General features: G+C 70.6%; 14 protein-coding genes. 7 read left to right on the top strand and 7 right to left on the bottom strand.

The genetic code is table 11. The features are described from left to right. The first annotated feature begins 17 nt into the window (after positions 1-17). The 5 genes from HBB12_RS15545 to HBB12_RS15525 are packed head-to-tail and all read left to right on the top strand — an operon-like array spanning position 18 to position 5,110. The gene (locus tag HBB12_RS15545; RefSeq protein WP_236990177.1) at positions 18-944 is read left to right on the top strand and encodes an STM4015 family protein; all 927 of its coding nucleotides are present in this window, start codon (positions 18-20) and stop codon (positions 942-944) included. Further along, positions 941-2,083: an STM4014 family protein gene (locus HBB12_RS15540; protein WP_236990176.1), complete on the top strand. Its 1,143-nt coding sequence runs from the start codon at positions 941-943 to the stop codon at positions 2,081-2,083. The genes HBB12_RS15545 and HBB12_RS15540 overlap by 4 nt, the downstream gene beginning before the upstream one ends. Further along, on the top strand, positions 2,080-2,886 hold the full coding sequence (locus HBB12_RS15535) for an STM4013/SEN3800 family hydrolase (protein WP_236990175.1): 807 nt from the start codon (positions 2,080-2,082) through the stop codon (positions 2,884-2,886). Before HBB12_RS15540 ends, HBB12_RS15535 begins: the two co-directional genes overlap by 4 nt. Beyond that, a complete protein-coding gene (locus HBB12_RS15530) occupies positions 2,883-4,214 on the top strand; it encodes an STM4012 family radical SAM protein (protein WP_236990174.1) in 1,332 nt (443 codons plus the stop codon). Before HBB12_RS15535 ends, HBB12_RS15530 begins: the two co-directional genes overlap by 4 nt. 5 nt (positions 4,215-4,219) lie before the next feature. Next, complete coding sequence (locus HBB12_RS15525; RefSeq protein WP_236990173.1) at positions 4,220-5,110, top strand: STM4011 family radical SAM protein; 891 nt, start codon at positions 4,220-4,222, stop codon at positions 5,108-5,110. Between the two features lie 24 nt (positions 5,111-5,134). Here HBB12_RS15525 and HBB12_RS15520 read toward each other — a convergent pair whose 3' ends face one another. From HBB12_RS15520 to HBB12_RS15510, 3 genes are all read right to left on the bottom strand, one after another. Then, a complete protein-coding gene (locus HBB12_RS15520) occupies positions 5,135-5,917 on the bottom strand; it encodes an ABC transporter ATP-binding protein (protein ID WP_236990172.1) in 783 nt (260 codons plus the stop codon). A 239-nt stretch (positions 5,918-6,156) separates the two neighbouring features. After that, a complete protein-coding gene (locus HBB12_RS15515; RefSeq protein WP_442919275.1) occupies positions 6,157-6,987 on the bottom strand; it encodes an ABC transporter permease in 831 nt (276 codons plus the stop codon). A 5-nt stretch (positions 6,988-6,992) separates the two neighbouring features. After that, positions 6,993-7,973 (bottom strand): aliphatic sulfonate ABC transporter substrate-binding protein, encoded by a 981-nt coding sequence (locus tag HBB12_RS15510; protein ID WP_236990171.1) that lies wholly within the window; start codon positions 7,971-7,973, stop codon positions 6,993-6,995. 254 nt (positions 7,974-8,227) lie between these two features. On the opposite strand from HBB12_RS15510, the gene HBB12_RS15505 reads away from it, so the two are divergent. Both HBB12_RS15505 and grpE read left to right on the top strand, forming a co-directional pair. Then, a complete protein-coding gene (locus tag HBB12_RS15505; RefSeq protein WP_236990170.1) occupies positions 8,228-11,065 on the top strand; it encodes a [protein-PII] uridylyltransferase in 2,838 nt (945 codons plus the stop codon). Between the two features lie 59 nt (positions 11,066-11,124). Next, on the top strand, positions 11,125-11,718 hold the full coding sequence (grpE, locus tag HBB12_RS15500) for a nucleotide exchange factor GrpE (protein ID WP_236990169.1): 594 nt from the start codon (positions 11,125-11,127) through the stop codon (positions 11,716-11,718). A 218-nt stretch (positions 11,719-11,936) separates the two neighbouring features. On the opposite strand, the gene HBB12_RS15495 is transcribed toward grpE, so the two are convergent. The 4 genes from HBB12_RS15495 to HBB12_RS15480 form a co-directional block, all read right to left on the bottom strand. Next, positions 11,937-13,043: a microcin C ABC transporter permease YejB gene (locus HBB12_RS15495; protein WP_236990168.1), complete on the bottom strand. Its 1,107-nt coding sequence runs from the start codon at positions 13,041-13,043 to the stop codon at positions 11,937-11,939. Positions 13,044-13,047: 4 nt separating this feature from the next. After that, entirely contained in the window at positions 13,048-14,889 is a 1,842-nt protein-coding gene (locus HBB12_RS15490) for an extracellular solute-binding protein (protein WP_236990167.1), read from the bottom strand. After that, positions 14,889-16,799, bottom strand: a complete 1,911-nt coding sequence (locus HBB12_RS15485; protein ID WP_442919274.1) for an extracellular solute-binding protein — start codon at positions 16,797-16,799, stop codon at positions 14,889-14,891. The genes HBB12_RS15490 and HBB12_RS15485 overlap by 1 nt, the downstream gene beginning before the upstream one ends. A gap of 183 nt (positions 16,800-16,982) precedes the next feature. After that, complete coding sequence (locus HBB12_RS15480; RefSeq protein WP_236990166.1) at positions 16,983-17,522, bottom strand: c-type cytochrome; 540 nt, start codon at positions 17,520-17,522, stop codon at positions 16,983-16,985. Positions 17,523-17,789 lie beyond the last annotated feature (267 nt).

Here is a 17,789-nt window from a genome sequence, read left to right as displayed (position 1 = left end):
CCCGAGGAGCCGGGACCATGCCCTACGAGAACCTGACCACCTTCTTCGGCAAGCCGGTCGAGGACTTCCAGAGCGGGACCGAGGCGTGGGACGTCGCCCGCGCCGTGCCGCGCTTCCGCATCGAGTACGACTCCGAGGACAGCGTCCCGATGCTGCTCGCGAGTTACGCAGGTCTCCCCGGAATCGAGGCGACCGACGCCATCGTCATCGGCTACTGGCAGGGCGATGACTCGCAAGGCTCGTCCCAGGAGGTCGTCGAGGCGCTGGTGACCTATGCCGAGCGCGTCCCCAACCTGCGCGCGCTCTTCCTCGGCGACATCGTCTCGGAGGAGAACGAGATCTCCTGGATCAACCAGAGCGACCTGTCGGCGCTCTGGCCCGCCTTCCCGAACCTGGAGCACCTGCAGGTGCGCGGCGGCACCGACCTGGCCCTCGGCCGGTTCGAGGCGCCGCACCTGACGGCCCTGATCCTCGAATCGGGCGGGCTGCCGCGCCGGGCGGTGCGGGACGCGCTTGCCGCCGGGGCGCCGGAACTGCGCCACCTCGAACTCTGGCTCGGCACCGAGGAATACGGCGGCGACACCACGCCGGACGACTTCGCCGACCTCTTCGCCGGCCGGCTGTTCCCGAAGCTCGAAACCCTGGCGTTACGCGACTGCGCCTATGCCGACGACCTCGCCGTCGCGCTCGCCCAGGCGCCTTTGCTGGAGCGGATCACCACCCTCGATCTGTCGCTCGGCAACCTCACCGACCGGGGCGCCGAGGCGCTGCTGGCCTCGCCCGCGGTCGCGCGCCTGTCCCGGCTCGACCTGCACCACCACTTCCTCACCGACCCCACGACAGGGCGGCTCGAGACGCTCGGGCCGGCGGTCGATCTCTCCGACCGGCAGGAGGAGGAGGAATACGGCGGCACGATCTACCGCAGCATCGCCGTCTCGGAATGACGGTTCCCGCCGGCTCCCCGCTCGCGCCCTCCGTCATCCTCGGGGAAGGGGATGGCGAGCGCGCGGAGGGGTTCAACGCCGCCCTGGTCCGGGCCGGGCTGCCGCCCGCCCACGTCCTCGACTATGCCCGCTTCGCCGAGGCGCCGGACCGGCTCGCCGGCCTTTTCCCGGAGGGATGCGGTGTCCTGCGCCTCGAATCCCCCGGAGGGAGCCTGCGCATCCGCCGGGCGCTCCTGCGCCTCGCCGGCGCCGACGAAGAAGCGGGGAGCGATGCAGGCACGCGGCTGCGTCCCGACCACGCCGTGCAGAGCGGGCTGGCGGCGGCGATTCGCCTCGCCCGGCGGATCCTGCCGCCCGGGGTCGCCATGACCCACGACGCCGCCGCGGTCGCCCTGCTCTACGACAAGCGCGCCTGCCACGACGCCATGCGGGCGGCGGGGCTGCCGGTGCCGCGGGCGCTGCCGCCGGTGGACGATTTCGAGGCCTTGCGCGCGGCGATGCGGGCGGCCGGGCTCTCCCGGGTCTTCGTCAAGCCGCGCTACGGCTCGGGGGCGGCGGGCATCGTCGCGCTCGCGGTCGCCGGCAACGACATCGTGGCGCTCTCCTGCGCCGAGCACGCGCCCGGCGACGGCACGCTGCACCACACCCACCGGCTGCGGCGCCTGCGCGGGCCGCAAGCCGTCGCCCTCGTCGACGCGATCCTGGCGCAGGACACGCATGTCGAGCGATGGGTGCCCAAGGCGGCGATCGGCGGGCGCCCGTGCGACCTGCGGGTGCTGGTGGTGGCGGGCGAGCCGGCCCACATCGTCCTGCGCCTCGCCGACGGGCCGATCACCAACCTCGATCTCGGCGGGCGCCGGGCCGATGCGGAGGTGTTGCGGGCGCTCGCCCCGCCCGCCGCCTGGGAGGCGATGCTGGCGGATTGCCGCCGCTTCGCCGCTCGTCTTCCCGGCAATCTCCACGTCGCCTTCGACGTCGCGCTCACGGTGGGCTTGCGCCGTCACGTCTTCTTCGAGGCGAACGCCTTCGGCGACCTGATCCGCCGCGTCGCCTTCGCGGGGCACGACCCCTATGGCTGGCAGGTCGCGTGCCTGCCCGCCTGGATCGCCGGGCGCCGCTCGCTGGGGCTTGCCGCGTGATCCGGGCCGCCGACCTTGTGGGCACGCACGACATCCTGCTCGTGACACTCGATTCGCTCCGCTACGACGTGGCGGAGGCCGCGCTCGCGGCGGGCCGGACGCCGAACCTCGCGCGCCTCCTGCCCGGCGGGGCCTGGGAGCGCCGCCATGCGCCGGGCAGCTTCACCTACGCCGCCCACCAGGCGATCCTCGCCGGCTTCCTGCCGACGCCCGCCGCACCTGGGCCCCATCCGCGCCTGTTCGCGCTGGCCTTCGAGGGCAGCCGTACCACCGGGCCGGACACCGCCGTGTTCGACGCGCCCGACATCGTCTCGGGGCTTGCCGGGCGCGGCTACCACACGCTCTGCATCGGCGGCGTCGGCTTCTTCAACCAGCGGACGGCCCTGGGACGCGTGCTGCCGGGCCTGTTCTTGGAAAGCCACTGGCGTCCCGGCTTCGGCGTGCAGGCGCGCGACTCGACCGGCGCGCAGGTCGGCCTCGCGGTCGAGCGGATCGCGGCCCTGCCCCCGGAGCGGCGCCTGTTCCTGTTCGTCAACGTCTCGGCGACCCACGCCCCGACCCGCCACTACCGGCCCGGGGCGAGACGGGAGAGCCCCGAGACGCAAGAGGCCGCCCTCGCCCATGCCGACGGCGCCCTGGGCGCACTCTTCGCGGCCCTCGGGCGGCGGGCTCCCGCCCTCTGCATCGTCTGCGCGGATCACGGCACCGCCTTCGGCGAGGACGGCTATCACGGGCACCGCCTCGCCCATCCGTCGGTCTGGGACGTGCCCTACGCCGAATTCATCCTGGAGGGCATGCGATGAGCCACGCGGCGGCGATCCTCGCCGGGCCGGTCTATGGCGGTTACCAATATGCCTATCCGCACAAGACCGCCTACCGGCCGCTGACCCGGCCGGTGCCCCTGCGCGAGGTGTGGGCGGAGGAGCCGAAGACCGGACTGTTCCTCTACGTCCACATCCCGTTCTGCCCGATGCGCTGCGGCTTCTGCAATCTGTTCACCCTGACCCGGGGCGAGGGACGTGTCGGACCCTATCTCGATGCCCTGCGGCTCCAGGCCGAGACGGTCGCCGATCAGCTCGGCACCCTCCAGGTCGCCCGGATGGCGATCGGCGGCGGCACCCCGACCTTCCTCGATCCGTCCGACCTCGACCGTCTGTTTTACGACCTGCGGACGACCTTCGCGGCCTCGCCGACCCTGATCCCGACCTCGGTCGAGACCGCGCCCGGCACGACCACGCCGGACCGCCTCGCCGTGCTGCGGGCGCACGGCGTCGAGCGCGTCAGCATCGGGGTCGAATCGTTCCGCGGCGACGAGACCCGGGCGATGGGCCGGCCGCAATCGCGCGACGCCGTCGAGGCCGCGCTCCGGGCGATCCGCGACGCACGCATCCCGGTGCTCAACATCGACCTGATCTACGGCGCCGCCGGGCAGACGCCCGCGCGCTTCCTCGACTCGGTCGAGGCCGCGCTGGCCTGGGAGCCGGAGGAACTGTTCCTCTATCCCCTCTACGTCCGGCCGCTGACCGGGCTCGGCCGGCGCGACGGCGCCGTCGAGGGCGACGGCGCCTGGGACGTGCGCCGCCTGGCGATCTACCGCGCCGCCCGCGACCGGCTCCGCGCTGCCGGCTACGCCCAGGTCTCGATGCGGATGTTCCGGCGCGGGCCCGAGGCGACCTGGGGCCCCGCCTACGATTGCGCCCGCGACGGCATGGTGGGGCTCGGGGCCGGCGCGCGCTCCTACACCGCCGCCCTGCACTACTCGACGCCCTACGCGGTGGGCCAGGCCGGCATCGCCGAGATCGTCGCCGATTACGTCGCCCGCGATGCCGTCCGGCATGGACGGGCCGATTACGGCGCCCGGCTCGACGACGAGGATCGGCGCCGCCGCTTCGTGCTGATGCACCTGCTCCAGTCGGCCGGCCTGTCCCTGCTTGCCTATGCCGGGCGGTTCGGCACGGCGCTCCTCGACGACCTGCCGGAACTGGCGAGCCTCGTCGAGGCGGGTCTCGCCACGCTCGATGGCGGTACCCTCACCCTCACCGAAGCGGGCCTCGAACGCTCGGACGCGATCGGCCCCCGGCTCCAGGCCGCGGGCACGCGCGAGCGGATGCGCGCCTTCGCGCTCCGGTGAACGCCGTGAGCCGTCACCTCGACATCCTGTACCGGGGCCCGCTCGCGAGCTGCAACTACGCCTGCCCCTACTGTCCCTTCGCCAAGCGGCGCGACAGCCGCGAGACCCTGCGGCGGGACGCCCGGCAGCTCGCCCGCTTCGTCGACTGGGTGGGCGGGCAGGCGCGGCGCAGCCTCGGCATCCTGTTCACGCCCTGGGGCGAGGCCCTGATCCGCCCCGCCTACCGGCGGGCGATGGCCGAGTTGAGCCGGATGCCGCAGGTGCGCCGGGTCGCCGCGCAGACCAACCTGTCCTGGCCGACCGGCTGGCTCGATGCCTGCGAGCCTTCGCGCATCGCGTTCTGGTGCACCTTCCACCCGGGCGAGACCTCCCTCGACCGCTTCCTTGCCCGCTGCGCCGCCCTCGACGAGCGCGGCGTCAGCTACAGCGTCGGAGTGGTGGGCAAGCGCGAGCACTTGCCAAGCATCACGGCGCTCCGCGCGGCCTTGCGCCCCGAGATCTATCTCTGGATCAATGCCTATCGGGACGAGGGCCCGAACCATTACGCCGAGGACGACCTGGCGCTCCTCCAGGCGATCGACCCGCTGTTTGGCATCAACCGGGCCGGCATCCGCAGCCGCGGCCGGGCCTGCGCCACCGGCGAGAGCGTCATCAGCGTCGACGGCGACGGCGAGGTCCGCCGCTGCCACAGCGTCAAGACCCGGATCGGCAACCTCTACGACCCGGATTTCGACGCCGTCCTGGCGCCGCGCCCCTGCCCGCTCGCCCAGTGCCGTTGCCATATCGGCTACGCCCACATGCCGCATCTGGGGTTTCGCGACCTGTTCGGCGACGGACTGCTGGAACGGGCGCTGCCGATCAGGCCGGCGGGCCCGCGCGCGGCGTCGAAGCCCTGACCGGCGGCATCGGCGGCGGCGATCTCACCACCACATCGCGGCGGCATCCGGCCTCGCGCGGTCGGGCTCGCCTTCCGGGCGCAAGGAGCGGTCGAGGCTCGCCAGGATCGTGCGGGCAGCAGCCTCGCTGCCCGGCGCCGAAGGCTGGCGCGGGCGGCTCAAGGGGAGCGGGATCGTGTCGTCGATCCGGCCGGGCTTCGGGCGCAGGACCACGGCCCGGTCGGCGAGCGCCACCGCCTCGGCGACGTCGTGGGTGACGAGGAGCACGGTCGGCCGGCTCTCCTCCCAGAGCGCCAGAAGGTGGCGATGCAGTCCGGCCCGGGTCAGGGCATCGAGAGCCGAGAAGGGTTCGTCGAGGAGCAGCACCTTCGGGGCGGCGACGAAGGCGCGGGCGATCGCGACGCGCTGTTGCTGGCCTCCCGACAGGTCGCGGGGCCAGCGCCCGGCATGCTCGGCGAGGCCGACGCGCTCCAGGGCGTGGGCGACACGGGTCCGGCGCTCGGCCTTCGCCAAGTCGGCGAGGCCGAAGGCGACGTTGTCGGCGACGCTGAGCCAGGGCAGGAGCCTCGGCTCCTGGAACACGATGCCGACGCCCGGATGCGGCGCCGTGATCGCCTCGCCGTCCAGGCTGATCCGGCCGGCGCTCGCCCGGTCGAGCCCGGCGATCAGGCGCAGCAAGGTGGTCTTGCCGCAGCCCGAGCCGCCGATCAGCGCCACGATCTCGCCGGCCCGGACCTCGAGCGAGAGGTCGGCGAGGGCCCGCGTGCCGTCGGCATAGGTCTTCGACAGGCGATCGAGGATCAGCATGGCGCCTGCGTGGTCTGCGGCGGCGGCATCACGAGGACCTCGTCTCTCCCATTCGCGACCTCATCCTGAGATGCTGGCGATCGTAGATCGCAGACTGACAGGAGCCTCGAAGGAGGGCTCCAGAAGTCTCTGCGCGCACTGGAGCCCTCCTTCGAGGCTGCTGCGCAGCACCTCAGGATGAGGTCGTGGGTGGGAGTGAACGGGTCGATCACGGCGGACAGTCTCTCGTCATCAGCCTATCAGAGCGCGTCCCGCGCGGTGTCCTGCCAGCGGGCGAGCGGCGCGGTCAGCCCGACGAGCGCCGCATCGCACAGCTTGCCGAGGGCGGCGAAGGCCAGGATCGCCGCGACGATCTGGTCCGGCTTGCCGAGCTGCTGGCCGTCGAGGAGGAGGTAGCCGAGGCCCTCCGAGGCGCCGAGCAGCTCGGCCGCCGCCACGAACATGAAGCCGAGCCCCAAACCCGTGCGGAGCGCCACCAGGGTCGCCGGAAGGACCGCCGGCAGCAGGATCCGCCGGGCCAGCGCGAGACGCGAGAGCCGAAAAACCCGGCCGACCTCGACGAGCTTGCGGTCGACCCCCGCGATGGCGCCCGCCACCCCGAGATAGACCGGGAAGAACACGCCGACCGCGATGAGGGTGATCTTCGAGGCCTCGAAGATGCCGAACCACAGGATGAACAGCGGCACCCAGGCGATGGAGGGGATCGCTCTGAGCGCCTGGAGGCTCGGATCGATCAGGCGCCGGACGAGCGGCAAGGTGCCGGTGAGTGCCCCGACCACGATCCCCGCGACGGCACCGAAGCCGAAGCCTGCCGCGACCCGGGTGAGACTCGCGAGCACGTGGGTCCAGAGTTCGCCGCTCTCGGCCAGGCCCCACAGCGTGGCCAGCACCCGGCTCGGCGGCGGCACCAGCCGTCCCTGCGCCAGCCCCGCCCGCACCGCCGCTTCCCAACCGAGGGCCAGCACCAGCGGCAGGACGAGCCCGGTGAGCATCCGGCCGCCGGGCAAGCGAAAGGATCGGCGCGCGGGACCGGCCGGCGCGGCCGCGAGGGGCAGCGAACTCGCCTCCATCGCCGTTACGGGGCCGCCGGGCCGAAGCGTGGATCGATCAGGGCCTGGACCGCCGCGCCGACATCGGTACCGGCCGGGATCACCCCGGCATCGAGAAGGGCGGTGCCGGCATCGAGGATCGTCTCGGTTTGGCGCTTGCCGATGACCGGCTGCGACAGGTCGGTGCGCTCGAGCTGGCGCGCCACCACCGGCTCGGGGAGCTTCGTCGCCGCCACGAGGATGCGGGTCAGTTCCTTCGGATCCGAGAGAGCGAGTTTTCGCGCCTCCTCGTAGGCGGCCAGCACCTTGCGGGTCAGGTCGGGATTCTGCTTGGCGAAATCCTCGCGGACGTTGAGCACGCCCCAGGTATTGGCGGCGGGATCGCGGTGGAACAGCACGTCGCCGTTCTCGATCTCGGCCGCCGCCATGATCGGGTCGAGCCCGGCCCAGGCATCGACGTCGCCGCGGTCCAAAGCCGTGCGGCCGTCCGGATGCTGGAGCAGCACCAGCTTCACGTCGCGCTCGGTCAGGCCGGCGCCGCGTAAGGACCGGATCAGGAAGATGTGCGGGTCGGTGCCGCGGGTGACGGCGATGCGGCGGCCCTTCAGGTCCTTCACCGCCGTGATGCCGGTGTTGGGGCGCGTCACCAGGGCGGTCCATTCGGGCCGCGAAGTGGCGTAGACCGCCTTGATCGGATTGCCGTTGATCCGCGCCAGCAGGGCCGCGGCGCCGGCGGTCGAGCCGAAATCGATCGAGCCGGCATTGAGGAATTCGAGCGCCTTGTTCGAGCCCAGCGACTGGACCCAGCGCACCGTGATGCCCTCGGGCGCGAGCGCCTTTTCGAGCAGGCCCTTGTCCTTCAGGACGAGGCTGACGGGATTGTAGGTCGCCCAGTCGAGGCGCACTTCCTTCGCGGGTTCCTTGGCGGCTTGCGCGAGGGCCGGACCGGCGGCGAGGCCGATTGTCCCGAGGGCGGCGCCGATGAGCGCGCGGCGATGGATGCGCATCGTCTCTCCCCTTGTCGACCGCGCCGTCACTCCAGGCGGGGCGGATCGGCGCCATAGCTAGGGCGCGGCGTTCGGAGTGTCAAACGATCCGGCCGATGAAGCGGATCAGCCTTTCGGACCGAACGCGTCGTACTGTGGGAGCCTGTGCGCGGCGCGGAAGCGTTGGCTTTCCGCTTGCCGTGATGCGAAACAGGAATCGACGCGACGGGACCCGGCCGCGCTCGCCCCCCGCTCCAGGCCCGAACCCGGCTACCATGTCCGAACCCGTCATCGACCCGTCCGACACCAACGCCGCCCTGAAAGCTCTGCTCGCCGGCATCGACCAGTCCCTGAGCGACCCCACGCGCCTGCGCGAGCGGCTGGTGCCGGAATTGCGCCGCATCATCGAGGCCGGCCGCGCCGAGGCGGAGCGGCGGCTCATGGCCGAGCGCGACGGCCATGCCTGCGCCGGGCTGATCTGCGCCCAGATGGATGCGGTGATCCGGGCGATCTACGACGCGGTGGTCAAGCGCCTCTACCGCTCCGACAACCCGACCGCCGCCGAGCAGATCGCCGTGGTGGCGACCGGCGGCTACGGCCGCGGCCTGCTGGCGCCGGGCTCCGACATCGATCTCCTGTTCCTGCTGCCCTACAAGCAGACCGCCTGGAGCGAGAGCGTCGTCGAGGCGATGCTCTACGTCCTGTGGGACCTCAAGCTGAAGGTCGGTCACGCCACCCGCTCGGTCGCCGATTGCCTGCGCGAGAGCCGCGGCGACATGACGATCCGCACGGCCCTCCTCGAATCGCGCTTCCTGTTCGGCGACCGCGCGCTGTTCGAGGAACTGGAGACCCGCTTCGACCGCGAGGTGGTGCAGGGCACGGCGGCCGAGTTCGTCGAGGCGAAGCTCAAGGAGCGCGACGCCCGCGTCCAGAAGAGCGGCGCCTCGCGCTACCTCGTCGAGCCCAACGTCAAGGACGGCAAGGGGGGTCTTCGCGATCTCAACACCCTGTTCTGGATCGCCAAGTACACCTTCCGGGTCAAGGAGGCGGCCGACCTCGTCGAGGCCGGCCTGTTCACCCCCGATGAATTGCGCCTGTTCGAGCGCTGCGACGAGTTTTTATGGCGGGTGCGCTGCCACATGCACTTCGTCACGGGGCGCTCCGAGGAGCGGCTGGGCTTCGGCCTGCAGCCGCGCATCGCCGAGCGGCTGGATTACGGTGCCCGCGGCGGCCTTGCCGCGGTCGAGCGGTTCATGAAGGCGTATTTCCTGATCGCCAAGGATGTCGGCGACCTCACCGCCATCGTCTGCGCCGAGATGGAGGCGCGCCACGCCAAGCGCCCGCCGGTGCTCGACCGCTGGCTGCGCCGCTTCAAGCAGCATTTCCGCGCGCCCGACCTGGAGGCGGACGATTTCCGCATCCATACCGGCCGCCTGGACGTGCGCGACGATGCCGCCTTCGAGCGCGATCCGGTCAACCTGATCCGGCTGTTCTGGCTCTCCGACCGGCACGACCTCGCGATCCATCCCGATGCCAGCCGGCTCGCGACCCGGTCGCTGGCCCTGATCGGCCCGATGGTGCGGGTCGATCCCGAAGCCAACCGCCTGTTCATCGCGCTGCTCACCTCGCAGAACGCCCCCGAGACGGTCCTGCGGCACATGAACGAGACCGGGGTGCTCGGGCGGTTCGTGCCGGATTTCGGCCGCATCGTCGCGATGATGCAGTTCAACATGTACCACCACTTCACGGTGGACGAGCACCTGATCCGCTCGCTCGGGGTGCTGGCGAAGATCGAGGCCGGGGAGCTGGAGGACGAGCATCCGCTCGCCCACCGCATCGTCGGCACGATCCAGAACCGCCGCGCCCTCTACGTGGCGATGTTCCTGCACGACATCGCCAAGGGCCGGAAGGAGGACCATTCGATCGCCGGTGCGGCGGTGGCCCGCAAGCTCGGCCCGCGCTTCGGGCTGGATGCCGCCGAGACCAGCACAGTCGCCTGGCTCGTCGAGCACCACCTGCTGATGTCGATGACGGCGCAGAGCCGCGACCTCTCGGATCCGAAGACCATCGAGACCTTCGCGGGCGTGGTGCAGAGCCTGGAGCGGCTGAAGCTGCTGCTGGTCATCACCATCGCGGACATCAAGGCGGTCGGCCCCGGCACCTGGACCGCCTGGAAGGCGACGCTCCTGCGCACCCTCTACTACGAGACCGAGATGGTGCTCTCGGGCGGGCGCTCGGAGATCCCGCGCACCGATCGCGTCCGGCTGATCCAGATGCGCCTGCGCGAGCAACTGACGGAGTGGTCGGCGGAGGAGTTCGACGCCTACGCCACCCGGCACTATCCGCATTACTGGCTCAAGGTCGATGCCGGGCGCCAGCTCAAGAACGCCCATTTCATCAAGGCGGCGGCGGCGGCCGGCAACACCGTCGCCACTGCCTTCGAGACCGACCCGTCGCGGGGCGTCACCGAGCTCTGCGTCTACTCGCCCGACCATCCGCGGCTGCTCGCGATCCTCACCGGCGCCTGCGCGGCGTCGGGCGGCAACATCGTCGACGCGCAGATCTTCACCACCGCCGACGGCTTCGTGCTCGACACCATCACCCTGTCGCGGGCCTTCGAGCGCGACGAGGACGAATTGCGCCGGACCGGCCGCATCGCCACGGCGATCGAGCGGGCGCTGAAGGGCGAGATCCGCATCGCCGACCTCGTCGCCGACAAGCACCCGGTCAAGGACCGGCCGCGCACCTTCCAGGTCGCCCCGGACCTGTCGATCGACAACGCGCTCTCGGCCCGCGAGACGGTTCTGGAGATCTCCGGCCTCGACCGACCGGGCCTCCTGTTCGATCTCACCTCGGCGCTCGGCCGGCTCAACCTCAACATCACCTCGGCCCACGTCGCGACCTTCGGCGAGCGGGCGGTCGACGTGTTCTACGTCACCGACCTCACCGGCACCAAGGTGACCCAGCCCGACCGGCAGGCGACGATCCGCCGGGCCGTGATGGCGGTGTTCGAGGCCGACCTGCCCCGCAGTGACCGGGGCCGCCGCGGCGGGAGCAAGGCGGCCCTTAAGGACGAGCGCAACCAGTCGGCCCCCATCGCCGGCGAAGCTTGATTTCGCCGGCCTCCCACCTGATATCGGAGTCACTCCCCGACCCCTTTTTCGGAATGACGATGACGCCGAACGACACGGAGAACGCCGCGCGGGCTTATGAGCCCGCGGCTGCCGAGGGCGCTCCCGCCTCCGCGCCGGAGGCCGCGACCGCCGACACGATCGCCACCCTCGAGGCCGAGAAGCTCGACCTCAAGGACAAGCTCCTGCGCACGCTGGCCGACATGGAGAACCTGCGCCGGCGCACCGAGCGCGAGGTGGCGGATGCCCGCACCTACGCGGTGACGAACTTCGCCCGCGACATGCTCAACGCCGCCGACAACATCCGCCGCGCGCTGGAGAGCGTGCCGGCCGATGCGCGGGCGAGCGCCGAGGGCCCCTTCAAGGCGCTGGTCGACGGGATCGACCTGACCGAGCGCGACCTGCTCAAGACCCTGGAGCGCCACGGCGTGAAGCGGGTCGAGCCGCACGGGCAGCGCTTCGACCCCAACCTGCACCAGGCGATGTTCGAGGTGCCCAACCCCGACGTCACCTCCGGCACGGTCGTGCAGGTGGTGCAGTCGGGCTACGTCATCGGCGAGCGCGTCCTGCGCCCGGCGCTGGTCGGCGTCGCCAAGGGCGGCCCGAAGGCCGAGGCGAAGCCGACGGAAGGCTGAGGCGCCGCCTTTAACGGGTGCGACGCCTGACCCCTCCCCCCTCTGCGGGGGAGGGTGGCCTGCGGAGCAGGCCGGGAGAGGGGTAGCGCGACGGGGCCGAGTATGGCGCCCGTCAGCGCGGTTCAGTCTTTTCCGGAAACGTCGTCCCCTCTCCCGCCCGGCTCCGCCGGGCACCCTCCCCCGCAGAGGGGGGAGGGTTCAAGAGGGCGTGCTCCGACTTAAGCCGCCCGCGCCTCGAAATCGATCCTCGGATCGATCCAGCTATAGGTCAGGTCGGAGATCAGGTTCACCACCAGGCCCAGCAGCGAGAAGATGTACAGGTTGGCGAACACCACCGGGTAATCGCGGTTCACGATCGATTCGAACGACAGGAGCCCGAGCCCATCGAGGCTGAAGATGGTCTCGATCAAGAGCGATCCGGCGAAGAACGCCGAGATGAACGCGCCCGGAAAACCCGCCACCACGATCAGCATCGCATTGCGGAAGACGTGGCCGTAGAGCACCTGGCGCTCGGACAGGCCCTTCATCCGGGCGGTCAGCACGTATTGCTTTCGGATCTCGTCGAGGAACGAGTTCTTGGTGAGCAGGGTCGAGGTGGCAAACGCCCCGATCGCCATGGCGATGATCGGCAGCGTGATGTGCCAGAGGTAGTCCGTCACCTTGTGCCAGAGCGAGAATTGCGACCAGCCCTCGCTGGTCAGCCCGCGCAACGGGAAGATCTGCCAGAACGAGCCGCCGGCAAACAGCACGATCAGCAGGATCGCGAACAGGAAGCCGGGAATCGCGTAGCCGACGATGACGACCCCCGACGTCCAGACGTCGAAGGGCGAGCCGTCGCGCACCGCCTTGCGGATGCCGAGCGGAATCGAGATCGCGTAGGAGATCAGCGTCATCCACAGGCCTAAGCTGATCGAGACCGGCAGCTTCTCGCGGATCAGCTGGAGCACCGAGACATCGCGAAAGTAGCTCTTGCCGAAATCGAAGCGGGCATAATCCCACAGCATCTTCAGGAAGCGCTCGGGGGCCGGCTTGTCGAAGCCGAATTGCTGCTCCAGGCGCTTGATGAAGGCGGGATCGAGCCCTTGCGCGCCGCGGTAGCGGGAATTCGATTCCCCTCCCCCGGCCTGGGAGGTGCCGCCGCGCCCGGCGAGGTCGCCGCCGCCGCCGGTGATCCGGGACATGGCGGTGTTCTGGCCCTGGAGCTGGGCCAGCACCCGCTCGACCGGTCCGCCGGGGGCGAATTGCACGATCGTGAAGGAGATCAGCATGATCCCGAGGATCGTCGGGATCATTAGGAGCAGGCGGCGGATGAGGTAGGCGGCCATCAGGTCAGGTCCGTCCGATCTTTCGGGCCTTGTCGGCATCGTGCCACCACAGGGCGGGGGTGCCGAGGCTGTATTTGGGCAGGTCGCGCGGGCGGCCGTACATGTCCCAGAGCGCGAGGCGGTGCTGGGCGCCGTACCACATCGGCACCCAGTAGCGGCCGGCGCGCAGCACCCGGTCGAGGGCCCGGCAGGCGGTGGTGAGGTCGGCCCGGGAGGCGGCATCGGCGATGCGGTCGAGCATCGCGTCGGCCGCCGGGTTCTCGATGCCGGCGAGGTTCTGCGAGCCCGGCACCTTGGCGGCCCGGCTGCCATAGACCTCGCGCAAGCCGGCGCCCGGGGTGACCGAGCCGCCGAACCGGGTCGAGACCACGTCGAAGTCGAAATCCTTGAGCCGCGCCTGGTACTGCGCCGCATCGACGAGGCGCGAGCTCGCCCGGATGCCGATGAGGCTCAGGTTCTTGATGTAGGATTGCAACAGCGGCTGGAAGACCGGCGAGGAATCCAGGAACTCGAAGGCGAGCGGCTGGCCGTCCGGCAGCTTCATCACCCCGCCGTCGCGGGTGCAGCCGGCCTGGCGCAGCAAGGTGTCGGCCCGGCGCAGGAGCGCCCGGTCCTGGCCCGACCCGTCCGAGCGCGGCGGCGAGACCGGCTCGCCGAACACCTCGTCGGGGACCTTCCCCTGGAACGGTTCGAGCAGCGCCAGCTCTTCCGGCGACGGCATGCCCTCCGCCTTCAGGTCGGAATTCTCGAAGAACGAGGCGGTGCGCCTGTAGGCGCCGTACATCAGGTTCTGGTTCGACCACTCGAAGTCGAAGGCGAGCCCGATCGCCTCGCGGATGCGGGAATCGCGGAAGACAGCCCGGCGGGTGTTGAGGAACCAGCCTTGCGTGCCGGACGGCGTGTGGTCCGGCACCGTCTCGCGCTTGACCCGGCCTTCCTGGGCGGCCGGAAAATCGTAGCCGGTGGCCCAGACGCGGGAGGTGAATTCCTCGCGCCAGGTGAAGGTGCCGGCCTTGAACGCCTCGAACGCCACGTCGCGATCGCGAAAATACTCGTAGCGGATTTCACCGAAATTATTCTGGCCGATCGAGACCGGCAGGTCGGCGCCCCAGTAATCGGCGACGCGCTCGAAGGCGATGAAGCGGCCGACCTCGAACCGGGCGACCCGGTAGGCGCCGGAGCCGAGCGGCGGCTCCAGGGTCGAGGCCTCGAAGTCGCGGCCCCGGTAATAGGCTTCCGAGAAGATCGGCAGGCCGGCGACGATCAGCGGCAGGTCGCGGCTGCGGCCGGGGGCGAAGCGCACCACCACCGCGTCGTCGCCGTCCGGGCTGGCGCCCGCCACGTCGCGGAGCACCGCGGCGATCTGGGGGTGGCCCTTCTCCTTGAGCGTCATGATCGAGAAGGCGACGTCGCGGGCGGTGAGCCGCGAGCCGTCGTGGAAGCGCGCCTGCGGGCGTAAACTGAAACGGTAGGCCAACCCGTCGTCGCTCACCGAGACGCTGCGGGCGACGAGGCCGTAGACGGCATCCGGCTCGTCGAGGGCCCGGACCATCAGGCTGTCGAAGGTCAGGTCCATGCCGGCGGCGCCATCGCCCTTCAGCACGTAGATGTTGAGGGTGTTGAAGGTCTCGAAGGCCTGGTTGCCGGTGGTGGTCGAGAGCTGCGCCGAGAAGGTGCCGCCCTTCGGCGCCAGCGGCTCGACGTAGTCGAAGCGCGGGAAGCCGGCCGGGTATTTCAGGTCGCCGAAGCTCGACAGGCCGTGGCGCTCGGGCGTTTGCGCGCGGGCCGGGAGGCGGGCGGCCAGCAAGGCCGCCCCGCTCGCCGCCAGGAAGCTGCGCCGGCGCATCACCGCGCCGCCCCGGTCTTGGCGGCGAGCGCGGGGTCGTACCACCAGGTCGTCGGGAAGCCCGAGGCGCCGAATTTCGGCAGCACTGCCGGATGGGCGAAGCGGTTCCAGCGCAGGGTCCGCGACACCGGCGAGGACCATTGCGGCACCACGAAATCGTGGGCCAGCAGCACCCGGTCGAGCGCCCGGGTCGCCGCCACCAGCTCCTCCCGGTCGCCGGCATAGATCACCTTGTCGATGAGCGCGTCGATGCCCGGATCCTTGATGCCCGCCACGTTGCGCGAGCCCGGCCGGTCGGCGGCGGCCGAGCCCCAGAAATCGCGCTGCTCGTTGCCCGGCGACAGCGATTCGGCCCAGCTGTTGAGCGCCAGCGCGTCGAAGTCGAAGCTGCGGACGAGGTTCTGGTACTGGGCCGGATCGACCACCCGCAACGACACCTTGAGGCCGACGCGCTCCAACGCCGCGCGATAGGGCAGCACCACCCGCTCGGCCGAGTTGTCGTAGCCCAGGAACTCGACCGTGAAGGGCTGGCCGGTCGCCTTCTCGACCATCTGGTTGCCGCGGATCTCGTAGCCCGCCTCCTGGAACAGGCGCACCGCCTCGCGAAGATTGGCGCGCACCGCCTCAGGGCTGCCGTTGACCGGGTTCTTGTAGGGGGTGGTGAAGACGGAGGCCGGGACCTTGTCCTTGACGCTCTCCAGGATCGCCCGCTCGCGCCCCTCCGGCAGGCCGGACGAGGCCAATTCGGTGCCGAAGAAGTACGAATCGACCCGCTTGTAGAGCCCGTAGAACAGAGTGCGGTTCATCTCCTCGAAGTCGAAGGCGAGAATGAAGGCCCGGCGCACCCGCGCATCGGCAAACTTCTTGCGCCGCAGGTTGAGGGTGAAGGCCTGCATGATGCCCATGCCGGCCTGCGGAAATTCCTCCTTGACGATCCGCCCCTCGCGCACGGCCGGGAAGCCGTCATACGCGGTGGCCCAGTTGCGGGCGATGTTCTCGGTGCGCCAGTCGAACTGGTCGGCCTTGAACGCCTCGATCATCACCGTCGCATCGCGAAAATACTCGGCGCGCTGGGTGTCGAAGTTGTTGGCGCCCCGGTTCACGGCTAAGTCGCGGCCCCAGTAATCCGGCACCCGCTCGTAGGTCGCGGTGCGGCCGGCATCGAAGCGGGCGAGCCGGTAGGGCCCGGAGCCGAGCGGGATCTCCAGCGTCGTCTCGGTCGGGTTGCGAGTCTTTCCGCTCGCGTCCTTGCCCTGCCACCAGTGCTTGGGCAGCACCGGCAGCTGGCCGACGATCTGGGGCAATTCGCGGTTGCCCTTCTCCGCGAAGGTGAAGGTCACCTCGTGCGGGCCGGTCGCCTCGGCCTTGGTCACGTTATGGTAATAGGCGGCGTATTGCGGGCTGTTCTCCTTCAGCACGTCGAAGGAGAACACCACGTCGTCCGGCGTGATCGGCTTGCCGTCGTGCCAGCGCGCCTCGGGCCGCAGGCGGTAGGCGACGCTGCCGAGATCCGCGGCCGGCTTCACGCCGTCGGCGACGAGGCCGTAATAGGTCGAGGCCTCGTCCTGCGCCTGGGCGAGCAAGGTGTCGTAGATCAGCGGGATCTGGCTCTCGAGGTCGCCCTTCACCCCGGCGACGATCATGTTGAAATTGTCGAACGAGCCTTGCGAGCCGAACCGCACCAGCCCGCCCTTAGGGGCATCGGGGTTCGCGTAGTCGAAATGCGTGAAGCCCGCCGGGTATTTCGGCTCGCCGAGGAGCGACAGGCCGTGGCGCCAGCCGTCGCCGTTGGTGCCGCCTGCCGCAAGCGCTCCCTGCGCTTGTGCGCGGGACACTCGAGCCCCGGCCGGCAGGCCGGCGAGGCTCAGGAGGGCGAGGGCGGTGCGGCGAGTGAGGGGGCGTGCGATCACGCGGGGCGATCCTCCATGTGGAAAAGGTCTCCCCGTTCTAGGTCGCGGGAGGCGGCTCCGCCAACCCGGGCGCGTCGGCGCAGGGGCCCCTCACGCAAAAAGGCCCGGCTCTCGACGGGCCCACAGACGAAAAAGGCCGGGCTATCGCCCGGCCTCGTGCCCATGCGGTGATCGCGACGCCGCTCAGGGCTTCGGGAAATCGACCGGCTTGTCGGAGAGGGTGCGCAGATAGGCCAGGATGTCGGCCCGCTCGGCGCCCGAGGGCACGCCGGCGAAGGCCATGATGGTGCCCTGCACGAAAGCCTTCGGCCCGTGGATGAAGTGGTCCAAGTCCTCGTAGGTCCAGTTGCCGCCCTTCGCCTTCATGGCGGCGGAGTAATTGAAGCCTTCGTGGCTGCCCTTCGGCCGCTCGACGACGCCGTACAGGTCCGGGCCGACCTTGTTCGGGCCGCCCTTCTCGAAGCTGTGGCAGGCCATGCACTTCTTGGCCGCGGCCTGGCCCTTGGTGGCGTCGGCGCTGGCGAGGCGGACCGGCAGCGGCTCCTCCTTGGCGGCGGCGGGCGCCGCGGCGCCGGCGTTCTCCTCGGCAGCGGGCAGCGCGTAGCCGCGATCACCCGCCGGCTTCGGCTTGTAGATCAGCTCGGCCAGGAACCCCGTCCCTATCGCGAGGAGCAGGGCGCCGAGCACTGCGCCGGCGATCTTGTTAAGCTCGAAGGAATCCATGTGTCGGCAGCTCCGATGCTCCGGTGAGCAGGGGCGATTCGAGAAGCGGCCCGTCCCCACGCCGCTCTGAAGGTCCGCCGGTGCTTAGCCGTTCTGCGACACCGTTGACAATGGCTCTAAACATCGTCGGTTCGTCGCAGAGCGCCGGCGTGTGGACCGTGCCACGGTGCCCGGGCGCCCGCCCGCCATGACAAGCCCGGCCGGCACTGCTAAGAGCCGCGGCTTGCCGGACGAATCCGTCATCCACAGAGCAAATCCCGCACGGCC

The organism is Methylobacterium sp. SyP6R, assembly GCF_019216885.1.
In the GTDB taxonomy this organism is placed as follows: domain Bacteria; phylum Pseudomonadota; class Alphaproteobacteria; order Rhizobiales; family Beijerinckiaceae; genus Methylobacterium.
This window is presented reverse-complemented; position numbering and strand designations above follow the sequence as displayed.

Excerpts from the sequence above, each read along its gene's own strand:
- HBB12_RS15545 (WP_236990177.1), top strand. The coding sequence starts at position 18 with ATGCCCTACGAGAACCTGACCACCTTCTTCGGCAAGCCGGTCGAGGAC.
- HBB12_RS15540 (WP_236990176.1), top strand. The coding sequence starts at position 941 with ATGACGGTTCCCGCCGGCTCCCCGCTCGCGCCCTCCGTCATCCTCGGG.
- HBB12_RS15530 (WP_236990174.1), top strand. The coding sequence starts at position 2,883 with ATGAGCCACGCGGCGGCGATCCTCGCCGGGCCGGTCTATGGCGGTTAC.
- HBB12_RS15520 (WP_236990172.1), bottom strand. The coding sequence starts at position 5,917 with ATGCTGATCCTCGATCGCCTGTCGAAGACCTATGCCGACGGCACGCGG.
- HBB12_RS15515 (WP_442919275.1), bottom strand. The coding sequence starts at position 6,987 with ATGGAGGCGAGTTCGCTGCCCCTCGCGGCCGCGCCGGCCGGTCCCGCG.
- HBB12_RS15510 (WP_236990171.1), bottom strand. The coding sequence starts at position 7,973 with ATGCGCATCCATCGCCGCGCGCTCATCGGCGCCGCCCTCGGGACAATC.
- HBB12_RS15505 (WP_236990170.1), top strand. The coding sequence starts at position 8,228 with ATGTCCGAACCCGTCATCGACCCGTCCGACACCAACGCCGCCCTGAAA.
- grpE (WP_236990169.1), top strand. The coding sequence starts at position 11,125 with ATGACGCCGAACGACACGGAGAACGCCGCGCGGGCTTATGAGCCCGCG.
- HBB12_RS15495 (WP_236990168.1), bottom strand. The coding sequence starts at position 13,043 with ATGGCCGCCTACCTCATCCGCCGCCTGCTCCTAATGATCCCGACGATC.
- HBB12_RS15490 (WP_236990167.1), bottom strand. The coding sequence starts at position 14,889 with ATGCGCCGGCGCAGCTTCCTGGCGGCGAGCGGGGCGGCCTTGCTGGCC.
- HBB12_RS15480 (WP_236990166.1), bottom strand. The coding sequence starts at position 17,522 with ATGGATTCCTTCGAGCTTAACAAGATCGCCGGCGCAGTGCTCGGCGCC.